The 25,095-nt window shown below is 71.2% G+C and carries 22 protein-coding genes, 2 pseudogenes and 1 riboswitch; of the genes and pseudogenes, 9 read left to right on the top strand and 15 right to left on the bottom strand.

All coding sequences use genetic code 11. From position 1 onward, the window contains the following. The 8 genes from OHA11_RS41345 to OHA11_RS41310 form a co-directional block, all read right to left on the bottom strand. Entirely contained in the window at positions 1 to 1,164 is a 1,164-nt protein-coding gene (locus OHA11_RS41345; protein WP_266505555.1) for an exonuclease SbcCD subunit D, read from the bottom strand. Between the two features lie 294 nt (positions 1,165 to 1,458). Further along, positions 1,459 to 2,349, bottom strand: coding sequence for a calcium-binding protein (locus OHA11_RS41340; protein WP_266505552.1), 891 nt, complete (start codon positions 2,347 to 2,349; stop codon positions 1,459 to 1,461). Between the two features lie 401 nt (positions 2,350 to 2,750). Next, the gene (locus OHA11_RS41335) at positions 2,751 to 3,380 is read right to left on the bottom strand and encodes a YigZ family protein (protein WP_266505549.1); all 630 of its coding nucleotides are present in this window, start codon (positions 3,378 to 3,380) and stop codon (positions 2,751 to 2,753) included. A gap of 129 nt (positions 3,381 to 3,509) precedes the next feature. After that, a complete protein-coding gene (locus tag OHA11_RS41330; RefSeq protein ID WP_266505546.1) occupies positions 3,510 to 4,067 on the bottom strand; it encodes a histidine phosphatase family protein in 558 nt (185 codons plus the stop codon). Continuing rightward, positions 4,064 to 4,927, bottom strand: coding sequence for a hypothetical protein (locus tag OHA11_RS41325; protein WP_266505544.1), 864 nt, complete (start codon positions 4,925 to 4,927; stop codon positions 4,064 to 4,066). The genes OHA11_RS41330 and OHA11_RS41325 overlap by 4 nt, the downstream gene beginning before the upstream one ends. Positions 4,928 to 5,078: 151 nt before the next feature. Then, positions 5,079 to 5,960, bottom strand: coding sequence for an ABC transporter ATP-binding protein (locus OHA11_RS41320; RefSeq protein ID WP_266505542.1), 882 nt, complete (start codon positions 5,958 to 5,960; stop codon positions 5,079 to 5,081). 7 nt (positions 5,961 to 5,967) lie between these two features. Next, the gene (locus OHA11_RS41315; RefSeq protein ID WP_266505539.1) at positions 5,968 to 6,981 is read right to left on the bottom strand and encodes an iron ABC transporter permease; all 1,014 of its coding nucleotides are present in this window, start codon (positions 6,979 to 6,981) and stop codon (positions 5,968 to 5,970) included. Further along, on the bottom strand, positions 6,978 to 8,021 hold the full coding sequence (locus OHA11_RS41310; RefSeq protein WP_266505537.1) for an ABC transporter substrate-binding protein: 1,044 nt from the start codon (positions 8,019 to 8,021) through the stop codon (positions 6,978 to 6,980). The genes OHA11_RS41315 and OHA11_RS41310 overlap by 4 nt, the downstream gene beginning before the upstream one ends. A 66-nt stretch (positions 8,022 to 8,087) precedes the next feature. After that, a riboswitch (cobalamin riboswitch) is annotated at positions 8,088 to 8,275 on the bottom strand. Positions 8,276 to 8,754: 479 nt separating this feature from the next. On the opposite strand from OHA11_RS41310, the pseudogene OHA11_RS41305 reads away from it, so the two are divergent. From OHA11_RS41305 to OHA11_RS41295, 3 genes and pseudogenes are all read left to right on the top strand, one after another. Then, positions 8,755 to 9,441: pseudogene (locus OHA11_RS41305) on the top strand (TIGR03767 family metallophosphoesterase); the annotation flags it as partial. 105 nt (positions 9,442 to 9,546) lie between these two features. Further along, on the top strand, positions 9,547 to 9,954 hold the full coding sequence (locus tag OHA11_RS41300; protein WP_266507796.1) for a CoA-binding protein: 408 nt from the start codon (positions 9,547 to 9,549) through the stop codon (positions 9,952 to 9,954). A gap of 470 nt (positions 9,955 to 10,424) precedes the next feature. After that, positions 10,425 to 11,204 (top strand): helix-turn-helix transcriptional regulator, encoded by a 780-nt coding sequence (locus OHA11_RS41295; protein WP_266505535.1) that lies wholly within the window; start codon positions 10,425 to 10,427, stop codon positions 11,202 to 11,204. Here OHA11_RS41295 and OHA11_RS41290 read toward each other — a convergent pair. Continuing rightward, positions 11,169 to 11,810 (bottom strand): LuxR C-terminal-related transcriptional regulator, encoded by a 642-nt coding sequence (locus OHA11_RS41290; RefSeq protein WP_266505532.1) that lies wholly within the window; start codon positions 11,808 to 11,810, stop codon positions 11,169 to 11,171. The genes OHA11_RS41295 and OHA11_RS41290 overlap by 36 nt on opposite strands. A 217-nt stretch (positions 11,811 to 12,027) precedes the next feature. On the opposite strand from OHA11_RS41290, the gene lanKC reads away from it, so the two are divergent. From lanKC to OHA11_RS41275, 3 genes are all read left to right on the top strand, one after another. Continuing rightward, a complete protein-coding gene (gene lanKC / locus OHA11_RS41285) occupies positions 12,028 to 14,541 on the top strand; it encodes a class III lanthionine synthetase LanKC (protein ID WP_266505530.1) in 2,514 nt (837 codons plus the stop codon). Positions 14,542 to 15,050: 509 nt separating this feature from the next. Then, entirely contained in the window at positions 15,051 to 16,331 is a 1,281-nt protein-coding gene (locus OHA11_RS41280) for an MFS transporter (RefSeq protein ID WP_266505527.1), read from the top strand. After that, a complete protein-coding gene (locus OHA11_RS41275; RefSeq protein ID WP_266505525.1) occupies positions 16,324 to 18,354 on the top strand; it encodes a prolyl oligopeptidase family serine peptidase in 2,031 nt (676 codons plus the stop codon). Before OHA11_RS41280 ends, OHA11_RS41275 begins: the two co-directional genes overlap by 8 nt. A 148-nt stretch (positions 18,355 to 18,502) precedes the next feature. Here the strand turns inward: OHA11_RS41275 and OHA11_RS41270 are convergent, their stop codons facing one another. From OHA11_RS41270 to OHA11_RS41260, 3 genes are all read right to left on the bottom strand, one after another. Continuing rightward, on the bottom strand, positions 18,503 to 19,384 hold the full coding sequence (locus tag OHA11_RS41270) for an MHYT domain-containing protein (RefSeq protein WP_266505523.1): 882 nt from the start codon (positions 19,382 to 19,384) through the stop codon (positions 18,503 to 18,505). Positions 19,385 to 19,624: 240 nt separating this feature from the next. Further along, positions 19,625 to 20,422 carry a VOC family protein gene (locus tag OHA11_RS41265; protein WP_266505521.1) on the bottom strand — a complete coding sequence of 266 codons (798 nt, stop codon included), beginning with the start codon at positions 20,420 to 20,422 and terminating at the stop codon, positions 19,625 to 19,627. Between the two features lie 177 nt (positions 20,423 to 20,599). Continuing rightward, positions 20,600 to 21,001 carry a helix-turn-helix transcriptional regulator gene (locus tag OHA11_RS41260; RefSeq protein ID WP_266505518.1) on the bottom strand — a complete coding sequence of 134 codons (402 nt, stop codon included), beginning with the start codon at positions 20,999 to 21,001 and terminating at the stop codon, positions 20,600 to 20,602. Between the two features lie 88 nt (positions 21,002 to 21,089). Between OHA11_RS41260 and OHA11_RS41255 the strand changes: the two are divergent. After that, positions 21,090 to 21,266: pseudogene (locus tag OHA11_RS41255) on the top strand (cation diffusion facilitator family transporter); the annotation flags it as partial. A 9-nt stretch (positions 21,267 to 21,275) separates the two neighbouring features. Here OHA11_RS41255 and OHA11_RS41250 read toward each other — a convergent pair. Then, a complete protein-coding gene (locus OHA11_RS41250; RefSeq protein ID WP_266505516.1) occupies positions 21,276 to 21,833 on the bottom strand; it encodes a YbaK/EbsC family protein in 558 nt (185 codons plus the stop codon). Between the two features lie 43 nt (positions 21,834 to 21,876). Next, on the bottom strand, positions 21,877 to 22,449 hold the full coding sequence (locus OHA11_RS41245; RefSeq protein ID WP_266505513.1) for a helix-turn-helix domain-containing protein: 573 nt from the start codon (positions 22,447 to 22,449) through the stop codon (positions 21,877 to 21,879). Between the two features lie 155 nt (positions 22,450 to 22,604). On the opposite strand from OHA11_RS41245, the gene OHA11_RS41240 reads away from it, so the two are divergent. Further along, positions 22,605 to 23,456: a DMT family transporter gene (locus tag OHA11_RS41240; protein ID WP_266505510.1), complete on the top strand. Its 852-nt coding sequence runs from the start codon at positions 22,605 to 22,607 to the stop codon at positions 23,454 to 23,456. 78 nt (positions 23,457 to 23,534) lie between these two features. On the opposite strand, the gene OHA11_RS41235 is transcribed toward OHA11_RS41240, so the two are convergent. Beyond that, positions 23,535 to 24,332, bottom strand: a complete 798-nt coding sequence (locus OHA11_RS41235; protein WP_266505509.1) for an acyltransferase — start codon at positions 24,330 to 24,332, stop codon at positions 23,535 to 23,537. A gap of 119 nt (positions 24,333 to 24,451) precedes the next feature. On the opposite strand from OHA11_RS41235, the gene OHA11_RS41230 reads away from it, so the two are divergent. Continuing rightward, positions 24,452 to 24,982, top strand: a complete 531-nt coding sequence (locus tag OHA11_RS41230) for a gamma carbonic anhydrase family protein (protein ID WP_266505506.1) — start codon at positions 24,452 to 24,454, stop codon at positions 24,980 to 24,982. Positions 24,983 to 25,095 lie beyond the last annotated feature (113 nt).

Here is a 25,095-nt window from a genome sequence, read left to right as displayed (position 1 = left end):
TCACCGGGCGACCTCACGGACCGTGTCGTCGGCTCGGACGGCGTCGAACGCGTCCTGGAGCACGGCCTGTTCGCGAGCATCGGGTCCGGCGCCGCGCACATGGGCCACGAAGTCCTCCGCGATCTCCTGATCGCTGCGGCCGGCGAGCCGCCGGGCGTACGAGACGTCGGGGTCGTCCGGTGCCCGCTCGGGCTCGAAGACGAGGCTGAGCGTGTGCGGGAAGCGTTCGCCGAGCCGCGCCATGGGATCGGCGGGACGCACCGGGTCGGTGAGAGTGGCCTCGACCCACGCCTCCTCGTGGCGTGCGAGCTCCGGGTCGGCGAGCAGGTCCTCCAGATGTCCCCGGATACGGGCGAGCGCACGCGGTACCGGGCAGTCGACGCGCTCGGCCCCGACCGAGCCGTCGGCGCCCAGGTCGACCAGCCACATGGTCTTGCGGTGGTCCGTCTCCGAGAAGGAGTACGGCAGCGGCGATCCCGAGTAGCGCACGCGCTCGGTGATGGTCTGGCTGCCGTGCAGATGCCCGAGCGCGGCGTAGTCGACGCCCTCGAAGACTCCGGACGGTACGGCGGCGACCCCGCCCACGGTGATGTCCCGCTCGCTGTCGCTGGCCTCGCCGCCGGTGACGAAGGCGTGGGCGAGGACCACGGAACGGGTGCCCCGCGCGCGCGTGGCGAGGTCGGCGCGGACCCGGTCCATGGCGGCGGCGAGCACGGCCTCGTGGCCCGCCTTCTCCACTCCGAACTCGTCCTTCACCAGCGCCGGTTCCAGATACGGCAGTCCGTAGAAGGCCACCTCACCGAACGTGTCCTTCAGCACCACGGGTGTGCCGCACGCCGAGGGGTCGGTCCGCAGGTGGATGCCCGCGCGGTCGATGAGCCCGGCACCGACGCCGAGGCGGCGCGCCGAGTCGTGGTTCCCGGAGATCATCACGGTGGGCACACCGAGGTCGGCCAGACGGTGCAGGGCGTCGTCGAAGAGTTCGACCGCGGCCAGCGGGGGCACCGCCCGGTCGTACACGTCTCCCGACACGACCAGCGCGTCCACGTCACATGCGCGCACGGTCGTGACGAGGTGACCGATGAACTCGGCCTGGGCACCGAGCATGTTGACCCGGTGGAACGCCCGGCCCAGATGCCAGTCGGAAGTGTGCAGCAATCTCATGAAACCGCTCTGACCTGCGCATTTCTCCCGACGGCGCTCCCGAACCAGCACCAACCAGCACGGACGTACCGGTCGGCACCCACCACGCTAGCGCCTCTGTCCCCCTGTTCCAGCACGGACCTCACACCTCGGCCCCACGTCGCGGAACGGCTGGAGCATCGCGGAATGGCCGGAGCGCCTGGCGCGAGCGTGGAACCGGTGCTCGCGCCAGGCGCTCCCGAGTGACGAGGCAGCGGCGACCACAGATTCGGTGACTGTGGAATCAGCGCTGCGGAGTCAGCGGCCGCGGGGTGTTCAGGCCTCGCAGGCGCTCTTCGTGTCGCTCGTGTCGGCGGTGCAGGTGTCGGTGTTGGCGCCCCCGTTCAGGGAGTCGTTGCCGAACACGCCGTCGACAGCGTCGAGGGTGTCGTTGCCGGCACCGCCGCTGTGGGTGTCGCTGCCGGCACCGCCGGACAGGATGTCGTTGCCCGTGCCGCCCACCAGGAGGTCGTTGCCCCCGAAGCCGGACAGGATGTCGTTGGCCGTGCCCCCGGTGAGCGTGTCGCCGAACTGGCTGCCGTAGATGATCTCGACGTCGGTGAGAACGTTGTCGCCCTCGCCACCGATGCCGTCGTCGGCGGCGTTGTCGATGTCGACGACCACGCCGGAGCCACTGTCCAGGTAGCTGACGACGTCGTTGGTGCCGCCCCCGCCGCTGATCCGGTCGGCACCGGGGCCGCCGATGAGGAGGTCGAAGGTGGCGCTGCCGTTCAGGGTGTCGTTGCCCGTGCCGCCGTTGAGGCTGTTGCTGCCGGGGCTGGGGCCGCCGTTGATGACGTCGTTGCCCGACTCACCCTTCAGCTCACTGCGGACGTTGCCGGTCTTGGTGATGATGTCGTTGCCGTCCCCGGCGTTGACCACCACCGTGTCGGTGCTGACGGTCACCGGGCAGGCCACCGTGCCGTTGACCAGGAGGGTGCAGTTGAGACCGGCGGTCAGGGTGTCGGAGGTGTCCTGGATGATGACGAAGCTCCCGGACAGACTGACCGTGATGTTGTTCGCGCGGCCCTGCGCCGCGTTCACGACGATGTTGGTCCCGCTCTTGAACACACCGGTTGCCGCGCTCGCCGAGCCTCCGGTCAAGGTCACCGCGGAACCCGCCATCGCCGCGACCACTATGACCCGCAGTAACGCTTTTCTGCCCATGGGCTCCCTCTCGGTTGTGTGTATCGACCTGCCCACGCACCGCCGTGCTCGCTTATACACGGCGGTGCGTGGGACGGGTCCTACAGTGCCCGCCGGAGCCTGTAGCCACATGGGGGAACGCCCCCCATTTACGGGCCCGCGCGGCGGTGGCAACAGGGGATACACACCTTCCTCGTCGGCGAGGCCGACTCAATTCCAAGGCGTGCCAAGGCGAGTCCGGCAACCCGACGCCGGAGCCGCTGATCTCACCGCAAGAGAGCGCGGCAGACCGCGGAAGGGGGCCCGGCTGTGCCGGGCCCCCGCAGATCGAGCGGCAGTTGGTCCCCGTGGTGGCCGGGGCGTTCCGCGGGGACGCCGCCGTCGACGGCTGACCGGGCCGAAGGCCGCCGGAATCCCAAAACTCAGGATGCGTCGCCGTACGCCTCTCCGCCCAGTTCGAACCCGGCGGTGCCGGCCGTGACGTCGGCCAGCCAGCCCCGGAAGGCCTCGACATCGGCGTCCGGCAGGCCGATCTCGATGGTGACGGCCTCCCCGTAGCGCACGTCACGCACCTCGCGTCCGGTCGACCGCAGGTCGTTCTGAACCTTGCCGGCCCGCTGGTGGTCGACCGTCACGGTCGCCAGACGAAAACGTTTACGTGTGAGGGTCCCGAGGGTGTCCAGGGCCTCCCCCACCGCGCCGCCGTAGGCCCGGATGAGTCCGCCCGCGCCGAGTTTGACGCCTCCGTAGTAGCGCGTGACGACCGCGACGACGTACCGCATGTCGCGTCGCAGCAGCATCTGGAGCATCGGGACGCCTGCCGTGCCGCCCGGTTCACCGTCGTCGCTCGCCTTCTGGACGGCGGCGTCGGCGCCGATCACGTACGCGAAGCAGTTGTGCGTCGCGTCCGCGCGCTCCTTGCGGACGGCGGCGACGAACGCCTGGGCCTCCTGTTCGGTGGCCGCCGGCGCCAGTGCGCAGAGGAAGCGGGAGCGGTTGATCTCGGTCTCGTGCACGCCTGCGCGGGCCACCGTGCGGTACTCGTCCTGCATCGGGCCAGCGTATGCGCTGCACGCGCGCGTGCCGCCGTCCGGTCCGCGTGGCCGGACCGCGCGGCCGGACCGCCGCGGCCCGACCGCAGTGGCCCGACCGCAGTGGCCGGCTCCCCTGGCGGGCGAGGGTCAACTCTTCTTCAGTCGCGGCTTCTTGCCGCGCGGCACGATCAGGTCGGTGAGCAGTGCCGTGCCGGGGCCGAGGGAGCCCCACTCCTCACCGTGCCAGGAGAGGATCGCGATCGCCGACGTGGGGAACTTCGTCCGTACGCCTTCCAGCGTGTCGTCGAGGCTGTCGCCGGCCAGCGTGAGCACCAGGTCCTCCAGACCGGGGTTGTGCCCGATCAGCAGCAACGTCTTGGTCTGCGCGGACACTTCGCACACCGCTTCGAGCAACTCCGGTACGTCGGCCCCGTACAGCCGCGGATCATGGCGTACGGGAGGCGGCGTGCCCCACTGTCCGGCGGTCAGCTCCCAGGTCTGCCGGGTGCGTACGGCGGTGGAGCAGAGCGCCAGGTCCGGCAGGCAGTCGGCGTCGGCGAGCGCGCGCCCGGCGGCCGGGGCGTCGCGGCGCCCGCGCGGGGCGAGCGGCCGCTCGTGGTCGGCGACGCCGTCCGGCCAGGCCGACTTGGCGTGCCGCAGGACGATCAGGCGGCGCAGTGGGCCCGTTCCGGCGCGCGCGATCACGACCGGGTCCCGCGGCCGATGTCACGGGTGAGTTCGAGCCCGAGGAGCCGGTCCGCGTAGGCGTACGTCTCGAAGCGGGCGCCGTCCGGGACGGTCCCCGACGTCTCCACCTTGCGCAGCACACCGAGTACGGCGGGCACGTCCAAGTCGTCCTCCCAGGCGGCGCGCAGCTGTTGGCGTACGGGATCGGGGATGGGGCCGGACGGCCGGGTGGCCCAGGTGGCGACGGCGCCCCGCCAGCGCCGCAGGGTGTCCTCGGCGTCCGCGAGGCCGGCCGCGTCGAGCCGGAGGGGTTCGCGGCGGGGGCACGCGAGCAGGGCCAAGCGGAGGGCCGAGGCGTTCTCGACGTCGTCAGCCACCCCGCTCTCGGCGTCGGCCGGGGCGACCTCGACACGCAGACCGTTCGCCGCTTCGGCGTCCGTGGCCTCGTCTCCCGCCACCTCGGCGTTCGTCACCTCGGCGCCCGCAGCCTTGTCGCCCGTCGTCCCGGTGTCCGCCGTCTCCGTGTATTTCCCCGTCTCCGTGTCCGTGTCCGTGTCCGTGTCCGTGTCCGGACCGAGCACGTGCAGCACCTGGGCCTCGCCCAGGCCGGATCCGCTGTCCCGTTCGTCCTCGAACGGGCGGATGCCGAGCGTCGCGGCGCGGGCCCGGAGCTCCGCGCGCCCCTCCGCGCCGGTCAGTACGGTCCAGACGGGAGTCCCGCTGATCTCCAGGGCGCGTACGAGGACGTCGGCGACCAGGAGCACGCGCAGGCCGGTGGTGTCGGGGCGTGGCACGTGGGCCTCGACGCGGGTCAGGCCGCGGCGGGCGGGGGTGGCGTCGGTGGGCTCGCCGGTTCGGGAGTCGGTGATACGCAGCACGGAGTGAGCGTAGGCGCGTGCGGGGTCCGGCGCAGGGAGGCGGACGTCATTCCGGACACGTGTTCGCGAATCAGTGGTGCGCCGACCGCACATCGCTGATGCGAGCACCACGCGTCGCGGCTGCCACCCCAACGCGTCACCGGTACGCCGATCAGCCCACCGTCCCCAGGAAGCGCACGTGCGGTCGGCCGTCGGGGCCGTCGCGCGTGACGGCGGCCCGGACGCCGTACACCTCGGCGATGAGCCCTTCCGTGAGGATGTCGCCCGGACTGCCGCAGGCCACGACGCGTCCCTCGCGCAGGACGACCAGTTGATCGCAGTACATCGCCGCGAGGTTGAGGTCGTGCAGGGCGACGACGCTGGTGACCGGGAGCGAGGTGACGAGGGTCAGCAGGTCGAGCTGGTGCTGGATGTCCAGGTGGTTGGTCGGTTCGTCGAGGAGCAGTTCGCGGGGTTCCTGGGCGAGTGCGCGGGCGATCTGCACGCGCTGGCGTTCGCCGCCGGAGAGCGTGTGCCAGGACTGGTGGGCGAGGCCGGTGAGGCCGGTGCGGTCCAGCGCGTCGCGTACGGCTTCCTCGTCCGCCGAGGATGCCGGGGTCCAGGCGCGGCGGTGCGGTGTGCGGCCGAGCCGTACTACGTCCCGGACGTTCAACTCGACCTGGGTGTCGGCCTGTTGCTCGACCACGGCGATACGGCGGGCGACGTCGCGGCGGCCCAGACCGGCGAGGGGGCGGCCGTCGAGGGTGACCACGCCCGAGGCCGGGGCGAGGACGCCCGCGAGCAGGCGCAGGAGGGTGGACTTGCCGGAGCCGTTCGGGCCGAGCAGACCGACGGTCGTGCCGGGGGCCGGGGCGATACTGACGCCGTCGAGGATGACACGGCCGTCGGCGGTGCGCGTGACGCGGTGGGCGCGGAGGCCGGCTCCCCGTGCGGCTTCCGCGTGCTCCGTACCTTTGGTGTCCTCGCTCTTGATGTACTTGCTCTTGATGTACTTGCTCTTGGTGTCCTCGGTCTCCATGTGCTCCGCCGTCATCCCGTCATCACGTCCTCCGCGTCCGGTACAGCACCAGCACGAACACCGGTACGCCGATCAGCGAGGTCACCACGCCCACGGGAACCTCCTGGGGGTCGAGGACGGTACGGGCCAGCGTGTCCACCCACACCAGGAACACCGCTCCGGCGAGAGCCGTGACCGGTAGCAGCCGGGCGTGCCCGGAGCCCACCAACGCCCTTGCCGCGTGCGGCAGTACGAGGCCGACGAAGCCGATCGCGCCCGCCGAGCTGACCAGCGCGGCCGTCAGCAGCGCGGTGGCACACAGCAGCACGAGCCGCGTACGGGCCACGGAGACCCCGAGTGTCGCGGCGGCGTCCTGGCCGAAGGCGAACGCGTCGAGCGTCCGCGCGTATCCGAGGCAGACCAGCAGCGTGACCGCGAGCACCGTCAGGCAGACCCAGACGTCGGTCCAGCCGACCCCGCTCAGCGATCCGAGCAGCCAGAACAGCACCCCGCGGGTGGTCTCGGCGTCGGCGGCGGTCAGCACGACGAAGGAGGTGAGGGCGGAGAAGAGCTGCATCGCGGCGACCCCGCTCAGCACGACACGGTCCGTCGCCCCGCCCAGCAGGTGGCTGAGCAGCAGGACGAGCCCGAACGACAGCACCGCGCCGAGGAACGCGCCCGCGGAAACCGGTTCCAGGCCCCCGCCGACGCCGAGGACGACCACGAGCACGGCGCCGGTCGAAGCGCCCGAGGACACCCCGAGGACGAACGGGTCGGCGAGCGGGTTGCGCAGCAGGGACTGCATCACCGCACCGCACACGGCGAGTCCGGCCCCGCAGACGGCCGCCAGGAGCGTACGCGGCAGGCGCAGCTCCCAGACGATGCCCTCCCGGATCGGGGTCAACTCCGTGCTGCCCCAGCCGAGATGGGACGCGACCACGGACCAGACGTCGCCGACCCGGATGTCCGCGGGGCCGATGGTGATCGCGACGGCGACGGACACGAGGAGCAGGGCGACGCCTGCCGTGATGAGCAGTCCCAGGCGCGGCCGCGTCACCCGGTGAGCCCGAACTCCCGCAGGGCGGAGGCAACTTGCTCGACGCCTTCGACCGTGCGGATGGTCGGGTTCATCGCCTGCCCGCTGAGCAGGACGTACCGCTTCTTCTTCACGGCGGTCATGTTCTTGGTGACCGGGTCGGACTCCAGGAACTCGATCTTCTTCTTCGCGGACTCGGCGGTCTGCGACTTGCGGGTGAGGTCGCCGATGACGAGTACGTCGGGGTCGCGGTCGGCGACCGTCTCCCAGTTGATCTGGGGCCACTCCTCGTGCGTGTCGTCGAAGACGTTCTTCGCGCCGAGGGTCCGGGTGATGACGCCCGGCGCGCCACAACAGCCCGCCATGTAGGGCGAGTCGGAGTTGGCGAACCAGTACAGGAGGGTGACGTCGGAGGCGTCGATCCCCGAAGTGGCCTTCTTCATCCGCTGCTTGAGGTCGGCGACGAGCTCCTCGCCCCGCTTCTCGACGCCGAACGCCTTGGCCAGGTCGCGCACTTCGCCGTAGACGGCGTCGATGCCGAGGGCCGTCTTCCGTGCGCCGTCGCCGCCCGAGGAGTTGTCCTTGCCGACGCAGTCCGAGGGCGAGACGTAGGCGGGCACGCCGAGCTTCTCGAACTGCTCGCGGGTGGCCACGCCTCCCTTGCCGAGCGTGGACACGAAGGAGGCGGCGACGAAGTCGGGGTCGGCGTCCAGAACGCGTTCGAAGGAGGGGTTGTTGTCGGCGATCCGCCCCACCTTCGCGTTCGCCTTCTCCAGGCCCTTCATCACGGGGTCGGTCCAGGTGGCGGTGCCGGCCATACGGTCGGCGAGGCCGAGCGAGAGCATGATCTCGGTGGTGCCCTGGTTGAGGGAGACGGCCCGCCGGGGCGGGGACTCGACGCGTACGGTGTGGCCGCAGTTGTCGAGGCTGACGGAGTCCCCGGAGTCCCCGGAGTTCCCGGAATCCGTGTCCGACGGCGAGCCTCCCGAACCGCAGCCGGTCAACAGGAGGGCCCCGGACAGGGCGAGGGCAGCAGGGCGGGCAAGACGTGCGATGGGCACGGGAGTTCCTCGGGCGTCGAGGGCTCGAACGCGGAGCCCGGTCGTACGGTGTTCCCCCGTCGGCGCGTGACCGAGGAGGCCGCCAGCAGGTCTTCGGACTCGGGGTCACCCGGACGAGGCGCCTTCCCGGACCGTCATGCCGGTCCAGTGGCCGATGCCCCGCCCGTCACCCTCACCGCTGCGCGTCAGCTCCGGATTTCCACCGGATTCCCTGACCCACGTACATGGGTTCGACTGGCCTCGGCAAGCTATCACGCCGGGTGTGGCGGGCCGGTGGTGCGGCCGGTCGTACGACCTGCCGTACGGGCGGTGGCGCGGGCCGGTGGTGCGGGCCGGGGCACGAGGCGCTACCGGCCGTTCCTCCTGTTCCGGCGGTGTTCACGGCGACGCCACGCCCCTGCCCCTGCGGCCTGAATGAGTAGTTCCGCTCAGTGAGTCTCTCGGAGGCACCGGAGGGCCGCCCCATGACCGGGACCGAAATGGCGGGGACCACATCCACGCCCCCTTCCCCGCCCGCATCCTCGATCAAGCGTCGTCGCTTTCTGCTCGCCTCCGGCGCCGTCGCGGCGGGAGCCGCCGGAGGAACGGCGGCCCTCTTCCCACGGCAGCGCCCGACCCCTCTGTGCAGCCCGCCGCGCAGCCCGCCGCAGGGAGTGCCGCCCCGCAGCCGCCCCTCGCCGGCCGAGCCACCCGACGGCCGACACGACGCGCGGCACCGTTCGCGGCGACCACCCTGGAGACCACGGCCCGCCTCGGCGGTCGCGCGCACGGCACCTACCGACGGCTCGTACCAGGCCCCGGCTGGCCCGTCGTCGTACGAGGAGACCTCGCGTCTCCCGCCGCCGGTCGCCAGGACCGGCGCACACCGCTCGCGTGCTTCGTGCAGTTCACCGACCTGCACGTCACGGACGTACAGAACCCGCTGCGCACCGAGTTCCTGCGGTCGCGCAAGCCTGCCGCGTGGCGGGCCCAGGAGGCGCTGACGGTGGCGGGGGCGGTCGCGCTCGTGGAGCAGGTGAACGCGCTCGGCGGGGGCCCGTACACCGGCCTCGCGCCCTCGTTCGTGATGACGACGGGCGACAACATCGACAACAACTCCGCGATCGAACTTGAGTGGTTCCTCACGCTGATGAGCGGAGGCAGGATCACTCCCAACACCGGGGACCCGACGGCGTACGAAGGTGTCCAGAACTCCGGCCTCCCCCTCTACTGGCATCCGGACGACGCGGCCCTGCGCGACCTGGACAAGCGGCGCGGGCTGCCCCGTATCCCCGGCTTCCTCGACGCCGCGATACGGCCCGTGACCAGCCCGGGACTCGATATCCCGTGGTACTCCACGGTCGGCAACCACGACGACCTGCCCGGCGGCTGTCTGTCGCCCGCGCTGGGTGACTTCGCCGTCGACGCCCGCAAGCTGCTGTGCTCTCCAGTGCTCGCCCGTCGCCGGGCCGGGGAATCACCGCGCCGCGCGCGCTGTTGTCGGGCGCAGCAGCATTCGTACGTACGCATCCCAAGGAGGCCGACCGTGTACGGCGACCCGGCAACGATCCGCAAGATCCTCACCGAGCTCGGAGACACCTGGGCGATCGTCGGCCTGTCGTCGAACGAGCGGCGCGCCGCGTACGGCGTGGCGGACGTCCTCCAGCGCCACGGCAAGCGCATCGTCCCGGTCCACCCGAAGGCCGAGACGGTCCACGGCGAAAAGGGGTACGCCTCGCTGGAGGACATCCCCTTCGAGGTCGATGTCGTCGACGTGTTCGTCAACAGCGACCTCGCCGGCCCGGTGGCCGACGAGGCGGTCGCCATCGGCGCGAAGGCCGTCTGGTACCAGCTGGGCGTCATCGACGAAGCCGCCTACGACCGCGCCCGCGCGGCCGGCCTCGACATGGTCATGGACCGCTGCCCGGCGATCGAACTCAAGTCCCTGCGTTGATTCGGCGAGGTGGACGTCGTTTCCGGCGGTCAGCCGGCCGGCCAGTCAGTCAGGAGTCCGGCCGTCCTCCCACACGGGTGAAACGGGGGCCGCGCGTCGGCGGGAAGCCGTGTTGCCGCGTACCTGCCGTTCCCTACCCCGAGTATCCACCGAAAGGTCGATATCGCGCGCCGAGTCCGCCGGACATGATGTCGGCATGCCGATAGGGGGGCGGCCGAAGGGCCGGACATTCATTCCCCCCTACGACCAGGGGGACATGAACCATGATCCGCATCTTCTTTTCCGTAGAAGATCTCGCACGCGTTCGAATGATCGGGCCAGTTGGCCCGGAGATCGAATCCGCTTTCGCCTTGGAAGGCTGGCGGAAAAACACCGGTGGCTACTTCCGGATATGGCATCGGGCGGCACTAAGCGGAATGCTCAGCCACACCGAATTACAGCGCCTTTTGCAGCATTTCGTGGACTCGGGGATGACGGCCCAAGACGCACTCCGCTTGTCGGCCCCGGAGGTCACCCGCACGCGCCTGGACACCTTGTCGGCTCCGGCCGGGACGCTGTCCGCCCGGGAGTTGGGGACTCTGCTCGACGGATTCGCGAGGCTGGCGGTGGTGCCGTACTGGAATGCCGTCCGCGCCCTCCTCGACCGTGTCACGGACGTCTACCGCCAGATCATGAGCGCATCCGGCGTGGAAGCCCTGCTCCGCAGCCTGCATCCGCGTATCCACTGGCATGCGCCCGTGCTGGAGATCGAGGGCGGCGGCCCCGCGGAGATCGAACTGGGCGGCCGCGGGCTGCTGGTGTCGCCCTCACTCTTCCTGACCGCTCCCGGCACGCCGCTGACCGCCGACCGGCCTCACTCGGACGACGCCGCGTCCATGCTGGTGTTCCCCGTACGGCCCGACCCGCGCAACACCGCCCCGCTCGGCGCCGGTCCGCCTGAGACCCCGATGGCCGGGTCCTCCCAGGACGCACTGGCCATGCTGGTGGGCAGAACGCGGGCAGCCATGCTGAAGGCACTGCTCAGCGGCTGCACGAACGGGGAACTCGCGGGCGAGGTGGGGGTGTCGGCCGCGGCGGTGAGTCAGCACACTTCCGTACTGCGGGCGGCAGGACTGATCGACACCCACCGGAACCGGAACCTCGTCCTGCACACACTGACGCCGCTGGGCCGCAGCCTCATGGACGGCGAGGCGGACTCAGGTGCCCGGGTGCCGTCACTTCACCGCTCGGGACGGCTCCCGCAGACCTGATTGCCAGACCCAGGCGGCGACACCCACGCGATTGCGGACCTTCAGCTTGCGCTGAAGGTTCGCAAGGTGTGTCTTTACCGTCCCCTGGGAGATGAACAGCGCCGCCCCGATGTCGGTGTTGGTCAGCCCTTCCGCGACCAGCCCGGCGACCTCCCGCTCGCGGGGCGTCAGTTCGGCGCCGGGCGTGGACACCACGGGTCCGTCCGGAGTGAGCCGCTTCGGCAGCCGAGTGGTGATCTCCGGGCTGTCGAGGGAGTCGCCGTTCACGGCCGACCGGACCGCCTGCGTGAGCAACGCGGCGTCGGAGTACTTGAGCAGAAACCCGTGGGCGTCGTGCAGCGCGACGTGCGCGTACTCGTCCACGTCGAAGGTCGTCACCACGACGACCCGTACGGAGGGGGCGTCCGGAGCCGGCCCGCGAGGTAACTCGGGGAAGCCCGGACCCGGCATCCTCATACCGCTGAGCAGGACGTCGGGGAGAGTCTCCGACGCGGCCCCGAGGGCGGACTCCTCGTCGGCCGCCTCCGCCACCAGCGTCGCCCCGGCCTGGACTTCGAAAATCAGGCGGAATCCCCGGCGTATGGCGGCTTGGTCATCGGCAATCATGATTCGGATTGTCATGGATTAACGATGCCATGGGGGCCGGCATGGCACCGCATAGAAAACGCCGGGCAAGCCTTCCGTAATTCGACGCTCCCCTTCCGACCGGCTGACTGACTGACCAGGCGACTTCAGGAGCACCTTAAGTTCGTTGTCGGGAAGAGCGGTCGCCGACGAATATTGGTGACGTCAGCACCGCGACTCAGCTTAGGAAGGACGCCGGATGGACCCGCGATATGAGTCGTTCACCATCGCCGATCCGGCATGGTACGAACCTTTGGACTGCGCCGCGGACGCGGATTCCCGGTTTCCGGCTGCCGTTGGTGAGGTGCCGCGGAGCTGGCGGCGCGCTGACCAAGGTGTCTGGGTACTGCTCGCCCCCGAGGACGGTGTCGCCATCCCGGAGCAGGGCTGGAAGGTACACGTCAGTGCGACACCCGCCAACGCGGCGGACACGATCGACACGGTATGGCAGGTGTGCCGCCGCCTCGGACTTCCCTGGAAGTTCCTGCGCAGCCCACTGATGGTCACCGTACTGAACACCAAGTACGCGAACCGGGCCTCGAGCGGCAAGGCGGTCACCGTCTACCCGCGGACCGAGGACGAACTGACGGTGCTGCTCACCGAACTCGACGACGCACTGGGCGGAGCCGAGGGACCGTACGTCCTCTCGGACCTGCGGTGGAACCAGGGCCCGGCATCCGTGCGGTACGGAGCCTTCGTCCCGATGTGGTGTGAGCTGCCGGACGGCACCCTCGTCCCCGCCGTCCGCGACCCCGACGGGCAGCTGGTGCCCGATGTGCGGCGCCCCGTGTTCACGGTGCCGGAGTGGGCCGAGCTTCCCGAAATCGTACGTAAGCGTATGGCCGGGCAGGAAGCGGCGAACGGAACCGGTGCCGCCCTGATCGGCGGCTACCGGATCACCAAGGCACTGCACTTCTCCAACGGCGGCGGTGTGTACCTCGCCCAGGACGAGCAGGGACGCGAGATCGTCCTCAAGGAGGCCAGGCCCCATGCAGGACTCGACGGGACGGGAGCGGACGCGGTCACCCGGCTCGCAGCCGAGTACGAGGTGCTCAGGTCAGTGCGGCAGCTGCCGTTCGTACCCGAGGTCCACGGCTGCTTCACCGTATGGGAGCACCACTACCTCGCCATGGAGTACGTGCCCGGCGAGCCCCTGAGCGCCTGGCTCGGAGCGGAGTTCCCGCTCGTCCGGCATCGGCCGGGGCCGGAGACCAGGGCACGGTTCGCCGCGCTCGCCGTGGAACGCATGCGCCAGGTCGAGGACTGTGTCGGCCAACTGCACGATGCGGGCGTGGCGTTCGGCGATCTTCATCCACGCAACATCATGATCCGGCCGGACGGCACGGTCGCTCTCGTGGACTACGAGCTGGCCGTGCCGGTCGACAGTGAGCGACGTGCCGCGTTGGGCGCCGTCGGCTTCACCGACCCGGCGCTCTCGAACCCGAGGGAGGCGGACCTGTTCGCGCTGGGTTGCTGTCAACTCGGCGTACTGATGCCGCTCACCGCCGTACTCGTGCGCAACCCGTCCCATGCGGGCCGGTTGGTCCGTATGGCCAAGGACGAATTCCCCACGGTCCCGCCGGAGTTCTTCGACCGGATGACACAGCGGCTCGCCCTCTCGCCGGATCTGCGGCCCCATCTCCAGCGGGCGGCAGCGCCCCTGGCCCCCGTCGAGCGGTCCACGCTGGTGCGAGGCATCGCTGCGGCGGCGCGGATCCGACGTACCGACCGGCTGTTCCCCGGAGACGTGGACGGCCATCGGCCGGGCGGCGCTCTCGGCCTTGCACACGGTGCTTCCGGCGTTCTCCTGGCCCAGGACGCCTTGGGCATACCGACCGCCCCGGAGCACGTGGACTGGCTCGCCGAGAAGGCGCGCCAAGCCGCCGCTGACGTTCCCAAGGGCCTGTACAGCGGACTCGGTGGCGCGGTCCTGATGCTGCACCGGCTCCGGCATCAAGCGGCGCAGAACGCGATCGACCGCCTGCTGGACGGACCGCTCCCGCGCTCTCCGGGGCTGTTCGGCGGGCTCACGGGTCTGGCCCATCTGCTCCTCGACATCGGCATCAGGGACGAAGGGCTCGCACTGGCCGGCAAGACCGCCGAACGGATCGGTGAGCACGGCCTGCTCGACCGGCCCGGCCTGATGTGGGGCTGGTCCGGGCCCGCGGTGCTCTTCGCCCGCTGCGCCCGGCTGACCGGTGACTCCGCATGGGCCGAGGCGGCCGAGCGCGCGGTCCGCAGCGATCTGCGGCACGGCCGCATGGTCGACGGAACGCTGCAGATGCACAGTTCGAACCGGCTGCTCGCCTACGTCGCGGAGGGCTCGGCCGGGGTGGCGCTCGCCGCAATGGCCTTGCCCGATGCGCAGGCAAGCAGGCTGGAAGCCGACCGCATCGTCACCGCGGCCGCGAAGGCGACGGACGCACGCGTCGTGATCCATGGCGGGCTGTTCAACGGCCGGGCCGGGCTTGCGTACTTCCTGTCCCACGCGGCCACGCGGCATGCCCCATGGCTGACCGCGGCGCACGAACACATGAGCTCGCTGGCCCTGCACGTCGCGCCGCACAACGGGGCGCGGGTTCTGCTCGGAGACCAGCTCGTACGCCTGTCGACCGACTTGGCGACAGGCTCGGCCGGAGCGCTGCTCGCGCAGGAGGCCGTCAAGAACCCCGGGTCATGCATGCTCCCCGGTGCCCACTCGTCGTACGGGTGAGCATCGGCCGGACAGCATCCCGGAACCAACGTCCCTACCGGGACGGAAAGGAGGTGAATTCGGATGTCCAACATCCTGGCGCTGCAGGAGCTCGACGAGGAGACCGTCATCGACGCCCCCTGGAGCTTCGTCAGCCTCTTCGCCTGCTGAGGCCCATGTCCGACGTGTGACCAGGCTTCATGACGCCGTGAAGGAGGTGAATCCGAATGTCCAACATTCTCTCGCTGCAGGAGCTCGACGAGGAGACCGTCATCGACGCCCCTTGGAGCTTCGTCAGCCTCTTCCTCTGCTGAGGCCCGCGTCCGCCCTGTGACCCGGCTCCCAGCATGGTCAGCCCCTTCGCCTGTGACTGACCGGAGCCGGCCGGAAGCACGTGCGCGAACAACTTCGGGTAGGCCGCGACGGATGCGGCCTACCCGAAGTCACCACGGTACAGCTCGGTCGAGAACGAATGCCTGAGAACGAATTCCTGAGAACAGATCCCCAAGACGGTTCACGGAGGTGGTGTCATGACCAGCGGTACGAGCCGCGGTCTCGGGCGGCCGTTCTGGCTCTTGTTCACCGGGGAGTCCGCATCGGCCCTGGGTACCGCCGCCTCGTTGATCGCCCTTCCGGTGGTGGCGCTGCGGACCACCGGTGACCTGCGGCAGGCGGGGCTGGTCAGCACCGTACTGGCGATCGGCGTCATCGCGGCCAGGCTGCCCGCGGGGGTGCTGGCCGACCGGTACTCCCGGCGGAGTCTGCTGCGCGCGGGGAACCTCACCGGGGCAGTGGTCCTGGCCGCCTTCGCGCTGCTCCTCCTCAAGGACGCCGTCACCCTGCCCGTCCTCCTGGCGACCGCCGTGCTGCTCGGCGCGACCGGCAGCACCTTGGCCCCGGCCGAGAACGTCGCCGTACGGTCATACGTCCATCCCGAACTGCGGCCCAAAGCACTGGGGTTGATCCAGATCCGGGCCGCGGTCGCCATGATCGCGGGGCCGTTGGCAGGCGGAGCTCTGCTGGCTGTCGACGCGCACTGGGTCTTCGCCGCCGACGCCGCCACCTATGCCGCGGCCGTCTTGTGCATGACGCTGCTGCCCGCGGTCGGGCCGCACCAGGAACCCGCGGAGGAGGAGGAACGGAGCAGCCCGGTGCGGGCCGCCACAGAGGGAATCCGCTTCATCTGGCGGCAGCCGTTCCTGCGGTACGCCGCCCTCAACGCCACCGTGCTCAACCTCGTCTTCAACGGTCTGCTGATCGTCATCGTGTCGACCGCGGGAGCCGGGGGCTCGGCCCTGGACGTGGGCGCACAGGTCGCGGCGCTGGGCGGCGGTGCCCTGGTGGGATCGCTGCTCGCGGCCCCCGTGGCTCAGCGGCTGACGCCCGGGACCGGGATCGGCGCCGGGACCGGCGTGGTCGCGCTCTGCCTGGTGGGCTTCGCGGTCTTCCGTGAACCATGGGCCGCCCTGCCCCTGATCGCGCTGGCCGCGGCGGCGGGACCGGTCATCACCGTGGTGGTGTCCGCCGCCGAGATGCGCATCACACCGCCGGAGCTGCAAGGCCGGGTGCACAGCGGAGTCGGCTTCCTCGCCCAGGCGATCGCCCCCGCGGGACCGGCGCTCGCCGGGCTGTCCGTGCACGCCCTCGGCCTGCCCGCGACCCTGAACATCGCCGCCGCCGTCGTCCTGGCGCTCGCCGTCCTGGGCGGCGTCGTGACCGTACGCCACGCAAGGAGCGGGCAGACGTCCCTCGGAGCAGAGCCCGATGCGCCCGAAGAAGCCGAAGAGCCCGCGGCGACCCGCCATGGATAGCGCGTCGGAGACCGAGCGGGAGCCGTCGGCCGACGACAGCGCCGAGGCACCCGACCCGTACCGATGGCTGGAGGAGATGGGCTCCGCACGGACCCGGGCCTGGCTCGAGACCCAGCGCGGTCTGCTGGCCGGGGTCGCGCAGGGGCCCGGTGACCACCGCTGGCATGAATTGCTCTCCGGCGCGGAGCGCTCGGCCTACGGGCGTCCGGTCGACCCCCCGGTGGAGGCGGGCGGGCTGGTGTTCCGGCGCGAACACCAGCCGGGCGGCGACCTGTTGGTCGGACAGGACGACACCCCCGACGGGCGGCGCGTCCTGCTCGACTGCCGGGAGGCCGAGTTCGGCCGGATCGCCCACTGGGGGGTCTCTCCCGAAGGCGGGTTCGCCGCCGTACAGGTGCACTACGACGGACGTGAGGACGGTGGACTCCAGTTGTTGTCCACCCGGCCCGGCACCCGGCCCGAGCACCTCCCGCACGCCGCACCCCACACGCCCCTCGCGTTCGTCGGCCGATGGCTGCTCTACGGCGCGGGCAGCCGGACCGAGCACACCCTCCTTGCCCGGAACCTGGCCACGGGGACCCAGCACACGGTGCGGCTGCCCGTGCGAGGACCCGTCCGGCTTTCGCTGCACGCCGGAACCGGGGACTGGCTGCTGGTGCGGACTCGTACCCCCGGCGAAAGTGTCACCCGCTGGTGGTTCGCGCGCTGGCGGGGACCGGCGGTGCCCGACTGGAAGCCGCTGGACCTGGCGGGCAGCCGGGTCACCGCACTCGAACTCGCCGATGACACCTGCTACCTGGCGGACGGTGACATCCGCGCGATCGACCTGACCGCCCTGGACGACGGACCTCGCGCCGTGCCTCGTACGGTCGTTCCCGCGCCGGCGGACGGCGGCCCGGCACCCGTGCGCGCCCTGCGCGTGCTGCGTACGGCCTCGGGGACCGGGATCGTGGCGCTCCGGCAGCGAGGCACTGTGCGCACGCTGACCGTCCACCGTCTCAAGGCCGGATCGCCGTTCCCGTCGGACGACCGCGGCGCCGTCGTGACCTGGCCGGCCAGGCTTCGGCTCGGCCCGGTGGCACGGGACCGGGCAGGGCGTGCCGGTGACGGCCTCTGGCTGCTCGCGGACGACCCCCGGTACGGCACCCACGCCAGCCGCCTCGCCCTCGGCGAACCCCTGCCCGCCCGGCTGCGCCGCTCACCGCTGCGCACCATCACCGTGGTGAGCCGGGACGGAACCCCGGTACCCGTGACGCTCTGCGACCCCGGGACGGCGGCGCCGCGTGGGCCCAGACCGACGCTCGTCACGGTGTACGGCGGCTTCGGTATCCCTCTCGAACCGGGCTGGGACCCGATGATCGCGGCCTGGCTCCAGGCAGGCGGCCGGGTCGCCTGGGTGCATGCGCGGGGCGGCGGGGAGTACGGGCCGGCCTGGGCGGAAGCGGGCCGCGCGGCCGGAAAGGCCCGTGTGGTGGAAGACCTGTGCGCGGCGGCCGACGCGCTCGTGGAACGCGCCGAGACCGGCCCCGCACGCCCGGCCGTCCTGGCCGCCAGCAACGGGGGCCTCATCGCGGCGGCGGCGCTGGTCCAGGCCCCCGGCCTGTTCTCCGCGGGGGTCTGTGCGGCGCCGCTCACCGACCTGCTCCGCTATCAGGAGGGCGGCCTCGGCCGCCTCTGGCAGGACGAGTACGGCGACCCCGACGACCCCGGTATGCGGCGGGCGCTGCGGGACCTCTCGCCGTACCAGCGGGTGGTCGACGCGGATTCCCCAGTGGCCGGTCCGCCGGTTCTGTTCGTCACCGGCGGCAATGACGCGCGGGTGCCCGCCTGGCACGGCTGGAAACTCTGTGCCGCCCTGCAGCGGCACCGCGCGGGGAGCGCACCGATCCATCTCGACCACGACGAGAACAGTGGGCACTCGGGCCGCTCCGACACCGCGGCGCACACCTCGGGGGTACGAACCCTCGCGTTCCTCTCGACGGCCACCGGTCTGGAGCACGCTCAGGCCACTGTGGCTGTCTGAGACGACCGGCCGGACCGCGACGGCCCCAACCGCGCCATGAGCATGCCGCCGTCAGGCCGGATCTCGTGAATCCGGCAGTGAACGCACCGGGCATCGCAGCCCCGGCGATCGAGATCCCGTGCCTGGGCTGACCGATACCGGCGCACGATCACCAGCTACGTGGTGCCGGCGCCCCCGGTCCATACACACGCCGATCCGCGTCGGAGGGCGCCTCGAACAGGGAGCCGGGCTCTCCGGTAGGGCTCGCCTGCGGCGCGGGCGCACGTCGGCCGGCGACGGGGCGCCGCCAGTCGCCGTCCCCGAGGACCAGCATCGGGTCGAACATCACCACCACTCCCGCAAGGAGCAGGAAGAGGACCGGGCCGATCAGCATCGGGAGCAGGAGCGAGTAGGCGGAGCCGCCGGCCCCCGGCGCGCCGGTCGCACCGTGCAGGTGCACGCTGACGGCCGCCATGCCCGTGTAGTGCATGCCGGAGACGGCGACGCCCATGACGAGGCTGGCCCCCAGGCTCGTCAGGAAGCCGCGGATCGCGACCGCTGCCCAGAGCGCGGCGGTCGCGGCGACGATGGCGATCACGACCGAGAGGGCTACCGTCGGGACGTCGTACTGGAGGCTGCCGTGCACGCGAATGGCCGCCATGCCTATGTAGTGCATGGCCGCGACGCCGATGCCGGTGAAGGTGCCCGCCATGAGCAGGGTCGCCGTGCTCGCGCCGCGATAACCGACGGCGAAGACGCCCAGGCCGACGACGATGATCGCCACGGCGAGGCTGAGAATCGTCAGGCCGACGTCATAGCGAATACGACTTTCCTCAACCTGGAATCCGATCATGGCGATGAAATGCATCGTCCATATTCCGGATCCGATCGAGGCCGCTCCGAGCGCCAGCCAACCGGGCCTCCACGACTGATCGTTGCGCAGTGACCGGGTGATGCAGCGCAGCCCCAGAGCCGCTCCCAGGCAGGCCATGGCGTAGGCCGTCAGCGGCGTGACCAATCCATAACTGAATCCGTCGACCGTTCCTTGCATATGCCAACATCCCCCCGGAATACAAGTGTTGCGAGGGACAGGTGTACGCGCCGTGCCGGGGCGAGAGCAAGCGTTTTCAATTGATTCGCGGGGAACTCCGTGCCACATTCATCAATTCAAGTCACTGATGGCCCTATTTCGGCCGGAGGCATTCATTCTGGTGGCGCGATCCCATCGTTCCGGCGGTGCCGTCCCACCATCCCGGCAGGGCGGCCGTTCCGGCGGCACGGCCTCGCGGTCTCACCGCTCCTTCCGCGACGTCACCGTGAACTGCGCACCGTCGGGATCCCGCAGTACCGCCTCCTGCGAGGACACCCCGTCCTGGACCGTGCCCCCGTGGGCCAGCGCCGCGCGCACGCACGCGTCGACGTCGTCGACCGCGAAGTGGACCTGCCAGTGCGGCCGGATCGTGGGATCGGGGGCCGCCTCCACCGCGCCGGAGTGGATACGGGCCACCACGTCGCCGTCGCTGCGCAGCACGACCTCGTCCCCGTCGTAGTGGACCTCGACGCAGCCGTGCTCCGAGGTGGCCCACTCCAGGACCTCGCCGTAGAACATGGCGGCATCGAAGGCGTTGCGCGTATGCAGCCGCAGGAAGGCCGGGGCCGCCCGCCGCCAGGTCTCCCAGCCGGCGACGAGCTGGCCCTCCCAGATGCCGAAGACGGCGCCGTCACGGTCGGCCAGCAGGGCGGCCCGGCCCGGCGGGAAGCCGATGGGCCCGACCGCCGTCGTACCGCCGCGCTCCTGGCCCCGGGCGACGGCCTCGTCCGCACTGGCCACCGCGAAGTACGGGGTCCAGGCCACGGCCATCTGCCACATGGAGGCCACGGCGGCGATGCCCGCGACGGGCACCCCTTCCGCGTACGCGATCCGGATCCGGTCCATCAGCCTGGCCGACCGGAACCGCCAGCCCAGCACCGCGCGGTAGAAGTCCTCCGCGGCCTGCTGGTCGCGTGCCGTCAGGCTGACCCAGCACGGGGCACCGACCACCGCATGGCTGGAGATGACGTCGCTTCGGAGTGTTGCGTCGCGGTTCATGGCAATACCGTCCTGGATTGTGCTGACCGGCGTACGCGGATGTCCGACAGCGTCGGAAGCACCCTCGGGGTCGTGGTTCCGTCCCCACCAGCATCACCCGCGTCGGCGTCCCGCGCCCGGAGGCAATCTGCGGCTCACGCCCCGAGTACCCGAGGGCAGGGCCCAAAACAAGCCGCCTCAGTCGTGCGCCGGCCGGTCGCCGAGCCGGTGATCGGCGAGGTTCAGCGCCTCGTCCACGACCCGGCACAGAGGGCCGTCGCGCGGGGAGCAGATCACCCGGCGGCCCTCCTTACGCATGTTGACGAGACCCGCGAGCCGCAGCCGCGCCAGATACTGGCCGACCGCCGGCCGGGCCGCGCCGCAGCGCTCCGTGAGCATCGTGACGTCGGCCTCGTCCTCGGCCAGGGCGTGCAGCAGAACGAGACGGGTCCGGTCCCCCAGAAGGGCGAACAGCTCCGCGGCGAGAGTGAACTGTTCCTCACCGGGCGTGCGCGGACGCTCATCGTGCGCAGCGACAAGTGCATGCGTGCGCTCATACGCACGTAGCGGCTCTGTGGAGTCGTCGAGTCCACCGAGCACACCGGAAACCGGAAAGGGGACCCTTGTGAGCGCCGGGCACCACGGGCACAGCCACCAGGACGAGCACAGGCACCGGCAGGATCGCGGCGTCGACGGCGAGGCGAGCGTACGGCACGCCCACGCCCACGCCATCGCGGTCGAGGCCGAACACGCCCTGCTGCATGCCGCACCGGGACTCACCGCGGCCCAGGTCCACGCGGACCCGTCACCCGCGCCGGGCGAGACGGACCCCCACCTGGCCCTGGCCCACCACGCGACCACGTGACGCAGCGGGTCAGGCGACCCCAAGCCCCTCCATCACCACGGCATTCGGCAGCTCCGCGAACGCCTTCCCCGGCACGAGCAGCTTCCCCCGCCGACGGCCGCTGCCGACCAGCACGTACGGAAGGTCGACCACCGCCGAGTCCACCAACACCGGCCAGTCCGCGGGGAGTCCGATCGGCGTGATCCCGCCGTACTCCATGCCGGTCTCGCCGGTCGCCGTGTCCATCGAGGCGAACGACGCCTTGCGCGCGCCGAGTTGGCGGCGCACCGCGCCGTTCACATCGACCCGGGTGGTCGAGAGCACGACGCACGCGGCGAGCGTGCTCTCCCCGCCGCGCTTGCCCGCGACGACCACACAGTTGGCGGACCGCTCCAGAAGTTCCCCGCCGTAGTGCTCGACGAAGGTGGCGGTGTCGGCCCACTCCGGCTCGGTGTCGACGTACACGATCTGGTCCGCGGGGACGCTGCCACGCCACTGGCGTACGGCGTCGGCGACGGGGCGGGTCAGTGTGTCGAGGCGGTCGGGAGCCGGGGCGGCGTCGTCGAAGTGTCCGATGGGTGCGCGCATGACGGCACGCTAACAGCCGCACGCACGGCCCCGGACACGTGGCTCAGTGCACGCCCGGGACCGACACGGCCATGACCATCTCCAGCGGTACGTCTCCTGAATTGGCGTATGTGTGAGGGGTGTTGGCCTCGAAGGAGGCGCTCGCGCCAGCGGGGACGCGGTGCTCCGCGCCGTCGACGGTGAGCGTCAGTTCGCCCTTCGTGACGTGCAGGAGCTCGACCGTGCCCGCGGGGTGCGGGTCGGAGGGGCTGCCCTCACCCGGCATCAGCAGCCAGTCCCACATCTCCAGCGGGCCGGGGGCTTCGGCGCCCGCGAGGAGCCGGTTGTAGCTGCCCGCGTCGGTGTGCCAGAGCCGTACGGCCTGGTCGGCCGGGACGATCCGGACCTTCGGGCCCTGCTCGTAGTCGAGCAGCGTGGTGATGCTGATGCCGAGCGCGTCGCCGATCTTGACGACGGTGCCCAGGCTGGGGTTGGTCCGGGCCTGCTCGATCTGGATCAGCATGCCGCGGCTGACCCCGGCGCGGGCGGCGAGCACCTCCAGGGTGAAGCCGCGCTCGGTGCGCCAGCGCTTGACGTTGCGCGCCAGGGACTGGGTCAGCAGGTCGAGGTCCGACACGTTCCGTCCAATGATCTCGTGGTTGTCGTGTGTTCTCGCGTGCTCTCGCACTGCTCTCGCGAGACTCGTTCAATATTTTGGATGACACAGTTCAATGAACTGAACTACGGTGTGGTGCACCGGATCGTTCATCGAACTGTACTGCGAGGTATGTGATGACAGCACTCTTCGCCCTGGCCACAAGCCTTCTGTGGGGCCTGGCCGACTTCGGCGGAGGGCTGCTGGCACGGCGTACGCCCGCGCTGACGGTGGTGGTGGTCTCGCAGTCGATCGCGACGGTCGTGCTCGGCGTGATCGTCCTCGTGACGGGCGCCTGGAGCGAGACGGGCCCGCAGCTGTGGTTCGCGGTGGCGGCGGGCCTCGTCGGACCCGTCGCGATGCTGGCCTTCTACAAGGCGCTCGCCCTCGGCCCGATGGGCGTCGTCTCGCCGCTCGCGTCGCTCAGCATCGCCGTCCCCGTGGCGGTGGGTCTCGTGCTCGGCGAGCGCCCGGGGCTGGTGCAGTGCGCGGGCATCGCGGTCGCCGTCGCGGGGGTCGTCCTCGCGGGCGGCCCGCAGTTCAGGGGTGCTCCCGTGCAGCGGCAGGCCGTGCTGCTCACCCTGGTCGCGGCGTTCGGCTTCGGAGCGGTGATGGCCCTGATCGCCGAGGCGTCGACCACGCTCACCGGCCTCTTCCTCGCCCTGTTCGTCCAGCGCGTCACCAACGTCCTCACGGGTGGCACGGCTCTGTACGTCGCCGTCCGGCGCGGCACCGTCGCTCCCCCGAAGATCGCGTGGGAGTCCCTGCCGGCCCTGGCCTTCGTCGGTCTCGCGGACGTGGCCGCCAACGGCACGTACTCGCTGGCCGCCCAGCACGGCCCGGTCACCGTGGCCGCCGTTCTCGCCTCGCTCTGCCCGGTGGTGACGGCCCTCGCCGCGCGCGGCTTCCTCAGCGAGCGGCTGCGCGGTGTCCAGGCGGCGGGCGCGGGCCTGGCGCTGGTGGGGACTGTGCTGCTGGCGACGGGGTGAGCCCCTCACGGGCCGAGCCACCACAGCTCCACGAGCCCCACGCGCCTCCGGCCGAAGCCCGTCGGCCGGCCGGCCGGATCAGGACTCGGCGCGTACGTCTACGTGCGCGTCTTCGTCTGCGTCCTCGACGGCCCTCAATCCCGCGACGCTCTCCGCGTCCAGCTCCGCCAGCGCGAGCAGTTGCTCCGGCGTGACCCCGTCGGGGATCGGCACCGGTGCGGGCGTACGCAGCGGCGGCTGCCAGCCGTCGCCGGGGGTCCAGCGCCGCACGACCCGGGCCGGTGCCCCGGCCACCACCGCGTGGTCGGGGACGACTCCGCGTACGACCGCGCCGGCCGCCACCACGACGTTCCGGCCGATCCGCGCCCCCGGCAGGATCACCGCACCCGTGCCGATCCAGCAACCCGGGCCGATCTGCACCGGCTCCATCCGCGGCCACTGCTTGCCGATGGGCTCGTGCGGGTCGTCGTACGAGTGGTTGGTGGACGTCACGTACACGTACGGCCCGAAGTAGCAGTCGCTGCCGATCGTTACCGTCGTGTCGGCGATGACGTGGCTGCCGCGGCCGAGGACGACGCCGTCGCCGATGCGGAGGATGGGGTCCGGGCCGAGGTCGAGGTCGGGCATCAACCCGGCGGTGAGCGTGACCTGTTCGGCGATGATGCAGTGATCGCCGAGGTGGATCCACGGCTCGCCGAAGACCGTACCCTGCGGGAACGCCAGCCTGGTACCTGTTCCCATCGCGCCGAAGCGCAGCCGTCCGGGCCGCTCCGCGGTCACCGCGCCCGTCCGCTGCGCCCAGGCCCAGCCCGCGTGGACGGCACGCTGCACGAGGCGGCGCCGCCGGGATGAGAACGTGTTCTTGCGCTTCGGCACCCGCTCACCGTACTCAGCGTGACGTCCGCCCATGAGCTCGGGCGCCTGTGATCTTCGCCCCACCCTGCCGGGGTCCCATCGCTTACGGTGCCGGTACCAACGAGAACGAGGAGACGGCGATGACGCACGAGGCGCTGATCGCGGGCGTGGGCGGCAAGGATCCGAAGGTGGCTCAGGAGGCGTTCGTCGCCCCGATGTCCGTGGTGCTCGGCGAGGTGACGCTGTACCCGGGCGCGAGCGTCTGGTACGGGGCGGTGCTGCGGGCCGAGTGCGGGCCCATCGTCATCGGCGCGGACAGCAACGTGCAGGACAACTGCACGCTCCATGTCGACCCCGGTTTCCCCGTCACCGTCGGCGAGCGGGTGTCCATCGGGCACAACGCCGTGGTGCACGGTGCCACTGTCGAGGACGACTGTCTGGTCGGGATGGGGGCGACGATTCTCAACGGGGCGGTGATCGGGGCGGGTTCGCTGGTCGCCGCGCAGGCGTTGGTGCCGCAGGGGATGCGGGTGCCGCCAGGGTCGCTCGTCGCGGGTGTACCCGCCAAGGTCAAGCGGGAGCTCACGGACGAGGAGCGCGAGGGCATTTCGCTGAACGGCACGGTGTACGTGGCACTGGCTCGGGAGCACCGGGCTGCCCACGGGGGCTGAGGTTCGTCGCGGTCCGCGGGCCGGCCGTGGCTGGTCGCGCAGTTCCCCGCGCCCCTGAACGGGCCGCGCCCGTCAGGGGAACACCGGCACCCCGACCGGGCGCGAGCCCCTGG

Source organism: Streptomyces sp. NBC_00878, assembly GCF_026341515.1.
GTDB lineage: Bacteria > Actinomycetota > Actinomycetes > Streptomycetales > Streptomycetaceae > Streptomyces.
Note: the sequence above shows the minus strand (reverse complement) of the source record. Positions and strands in the feature narration are given on the sequence as shown.

What these genes read in the sequence shown, in the direction of transcription:
- OHA11_RS41345 (WP_266505555.1), bottom strand. Translation starts at nt 1,164, where the DNA reads ATGAGATTGCTGCACACTTCCGACTGGCATCTGGGCCGGGCGTTCCAC.
- OHA11_RS41340 (WP_266505552.1), bottom strand. Translation starts at nt 2,349, where the DNA reads ATGGGCAGAAAAGCGTTACTGCGGGTCATAGTGGTCGCGGCGATGGCG.
- OHA11_RS41335 (WP_266505549.1), bottom strand. Translation starts at nt 3,380, where the DNA reads ATGCAGGACGAGTACCGCACGGTGGCCCGCGCAGGCGTGCACGAGACC.
- OHA11_RS41320 (WP_266505542.1), bottom strand. Translation starts at nt 5,960, where the DNA reads ATGACGGCGGAGCACATGGAGACCGAGGACACCAAGAGCAAGTACATC.
- OHA11_RS41295 (WP_266505535.1), top strand. Translation starts at nt 10,425, where the DNA reads ATGACGGCCCAAGACGCACTCCGCTTGTCGGCCCCGGAGGTCACCCGC.
- OHA11_RS41290 (WP_266505532.1), bottom strand. Translation starts at nt 11,810, where the DNA reads ATGATTGCCGATGACCAAGCCGCCATACGCCGGGGATTCCGCCTGATT.
- lanKC (WP_266505530.1), top strand. Translation starts at nt 12,028, where the DNA reads ATGGACCCGCGATATGAGTCGTTCACCATCGCCGATCCGGCATGGTAC.
- OHA11_RS41280 (WP_266505527.1), top strand. Translation starts at nt 15,051, where the DNA reads ATGACCAGCGGTACGAGCCGCGGTCTCGGGCGGCCGTTCTGGCTCTTG.
- OHA11_RS41275 (WP_266505525.1), top strand. Translation starts at nt 16,324, where the DNA reads ATGGATAGCGCGTCGGAGACCGAGCGGGAGCCGTCGGCCGACGACAGC.
- OHA11_RS41270 (WP_266505523.1), bottom strand. Translation starts at nt 19,384, where the DNA reads ATGCAAGGAACGGTCGACGGATTCAGTTATGGATTGGTCACGCCGCTG.
- OHA11_RS41265 (WP_266505521.1), bottom strand. Translation starts at nt 20,422, where the DNA reads ATGAACCGCGACGCAACACTCCGAAGCGACGTCATCTCCAGCCATGCG.
- OHA11_RS41250 (WP_266505516.1), bottom strand. Translation starts at nt 21,833, where the DNA reads ATGCGCGCACCCATCGGACACTTCGACGACGCCGCCCCGGCTCCCGAC.
- OHA11_RS41240 (WP_266505510.1), top strand. Translation starts at nt 22,605, where the DNA reads ATGACAGCACTCTTCGCCCTGGCCACAAGCCTTCTGTGGGGCCTGGCC.
- OHA11_RS41230 (WP_266505506.1), top strand. Translation starts at nt 24,452, where the DNA reads ATGACGCACGAGGCGCTGATCGCGGGCGTGGGCGGCAAGGATCCGAAG.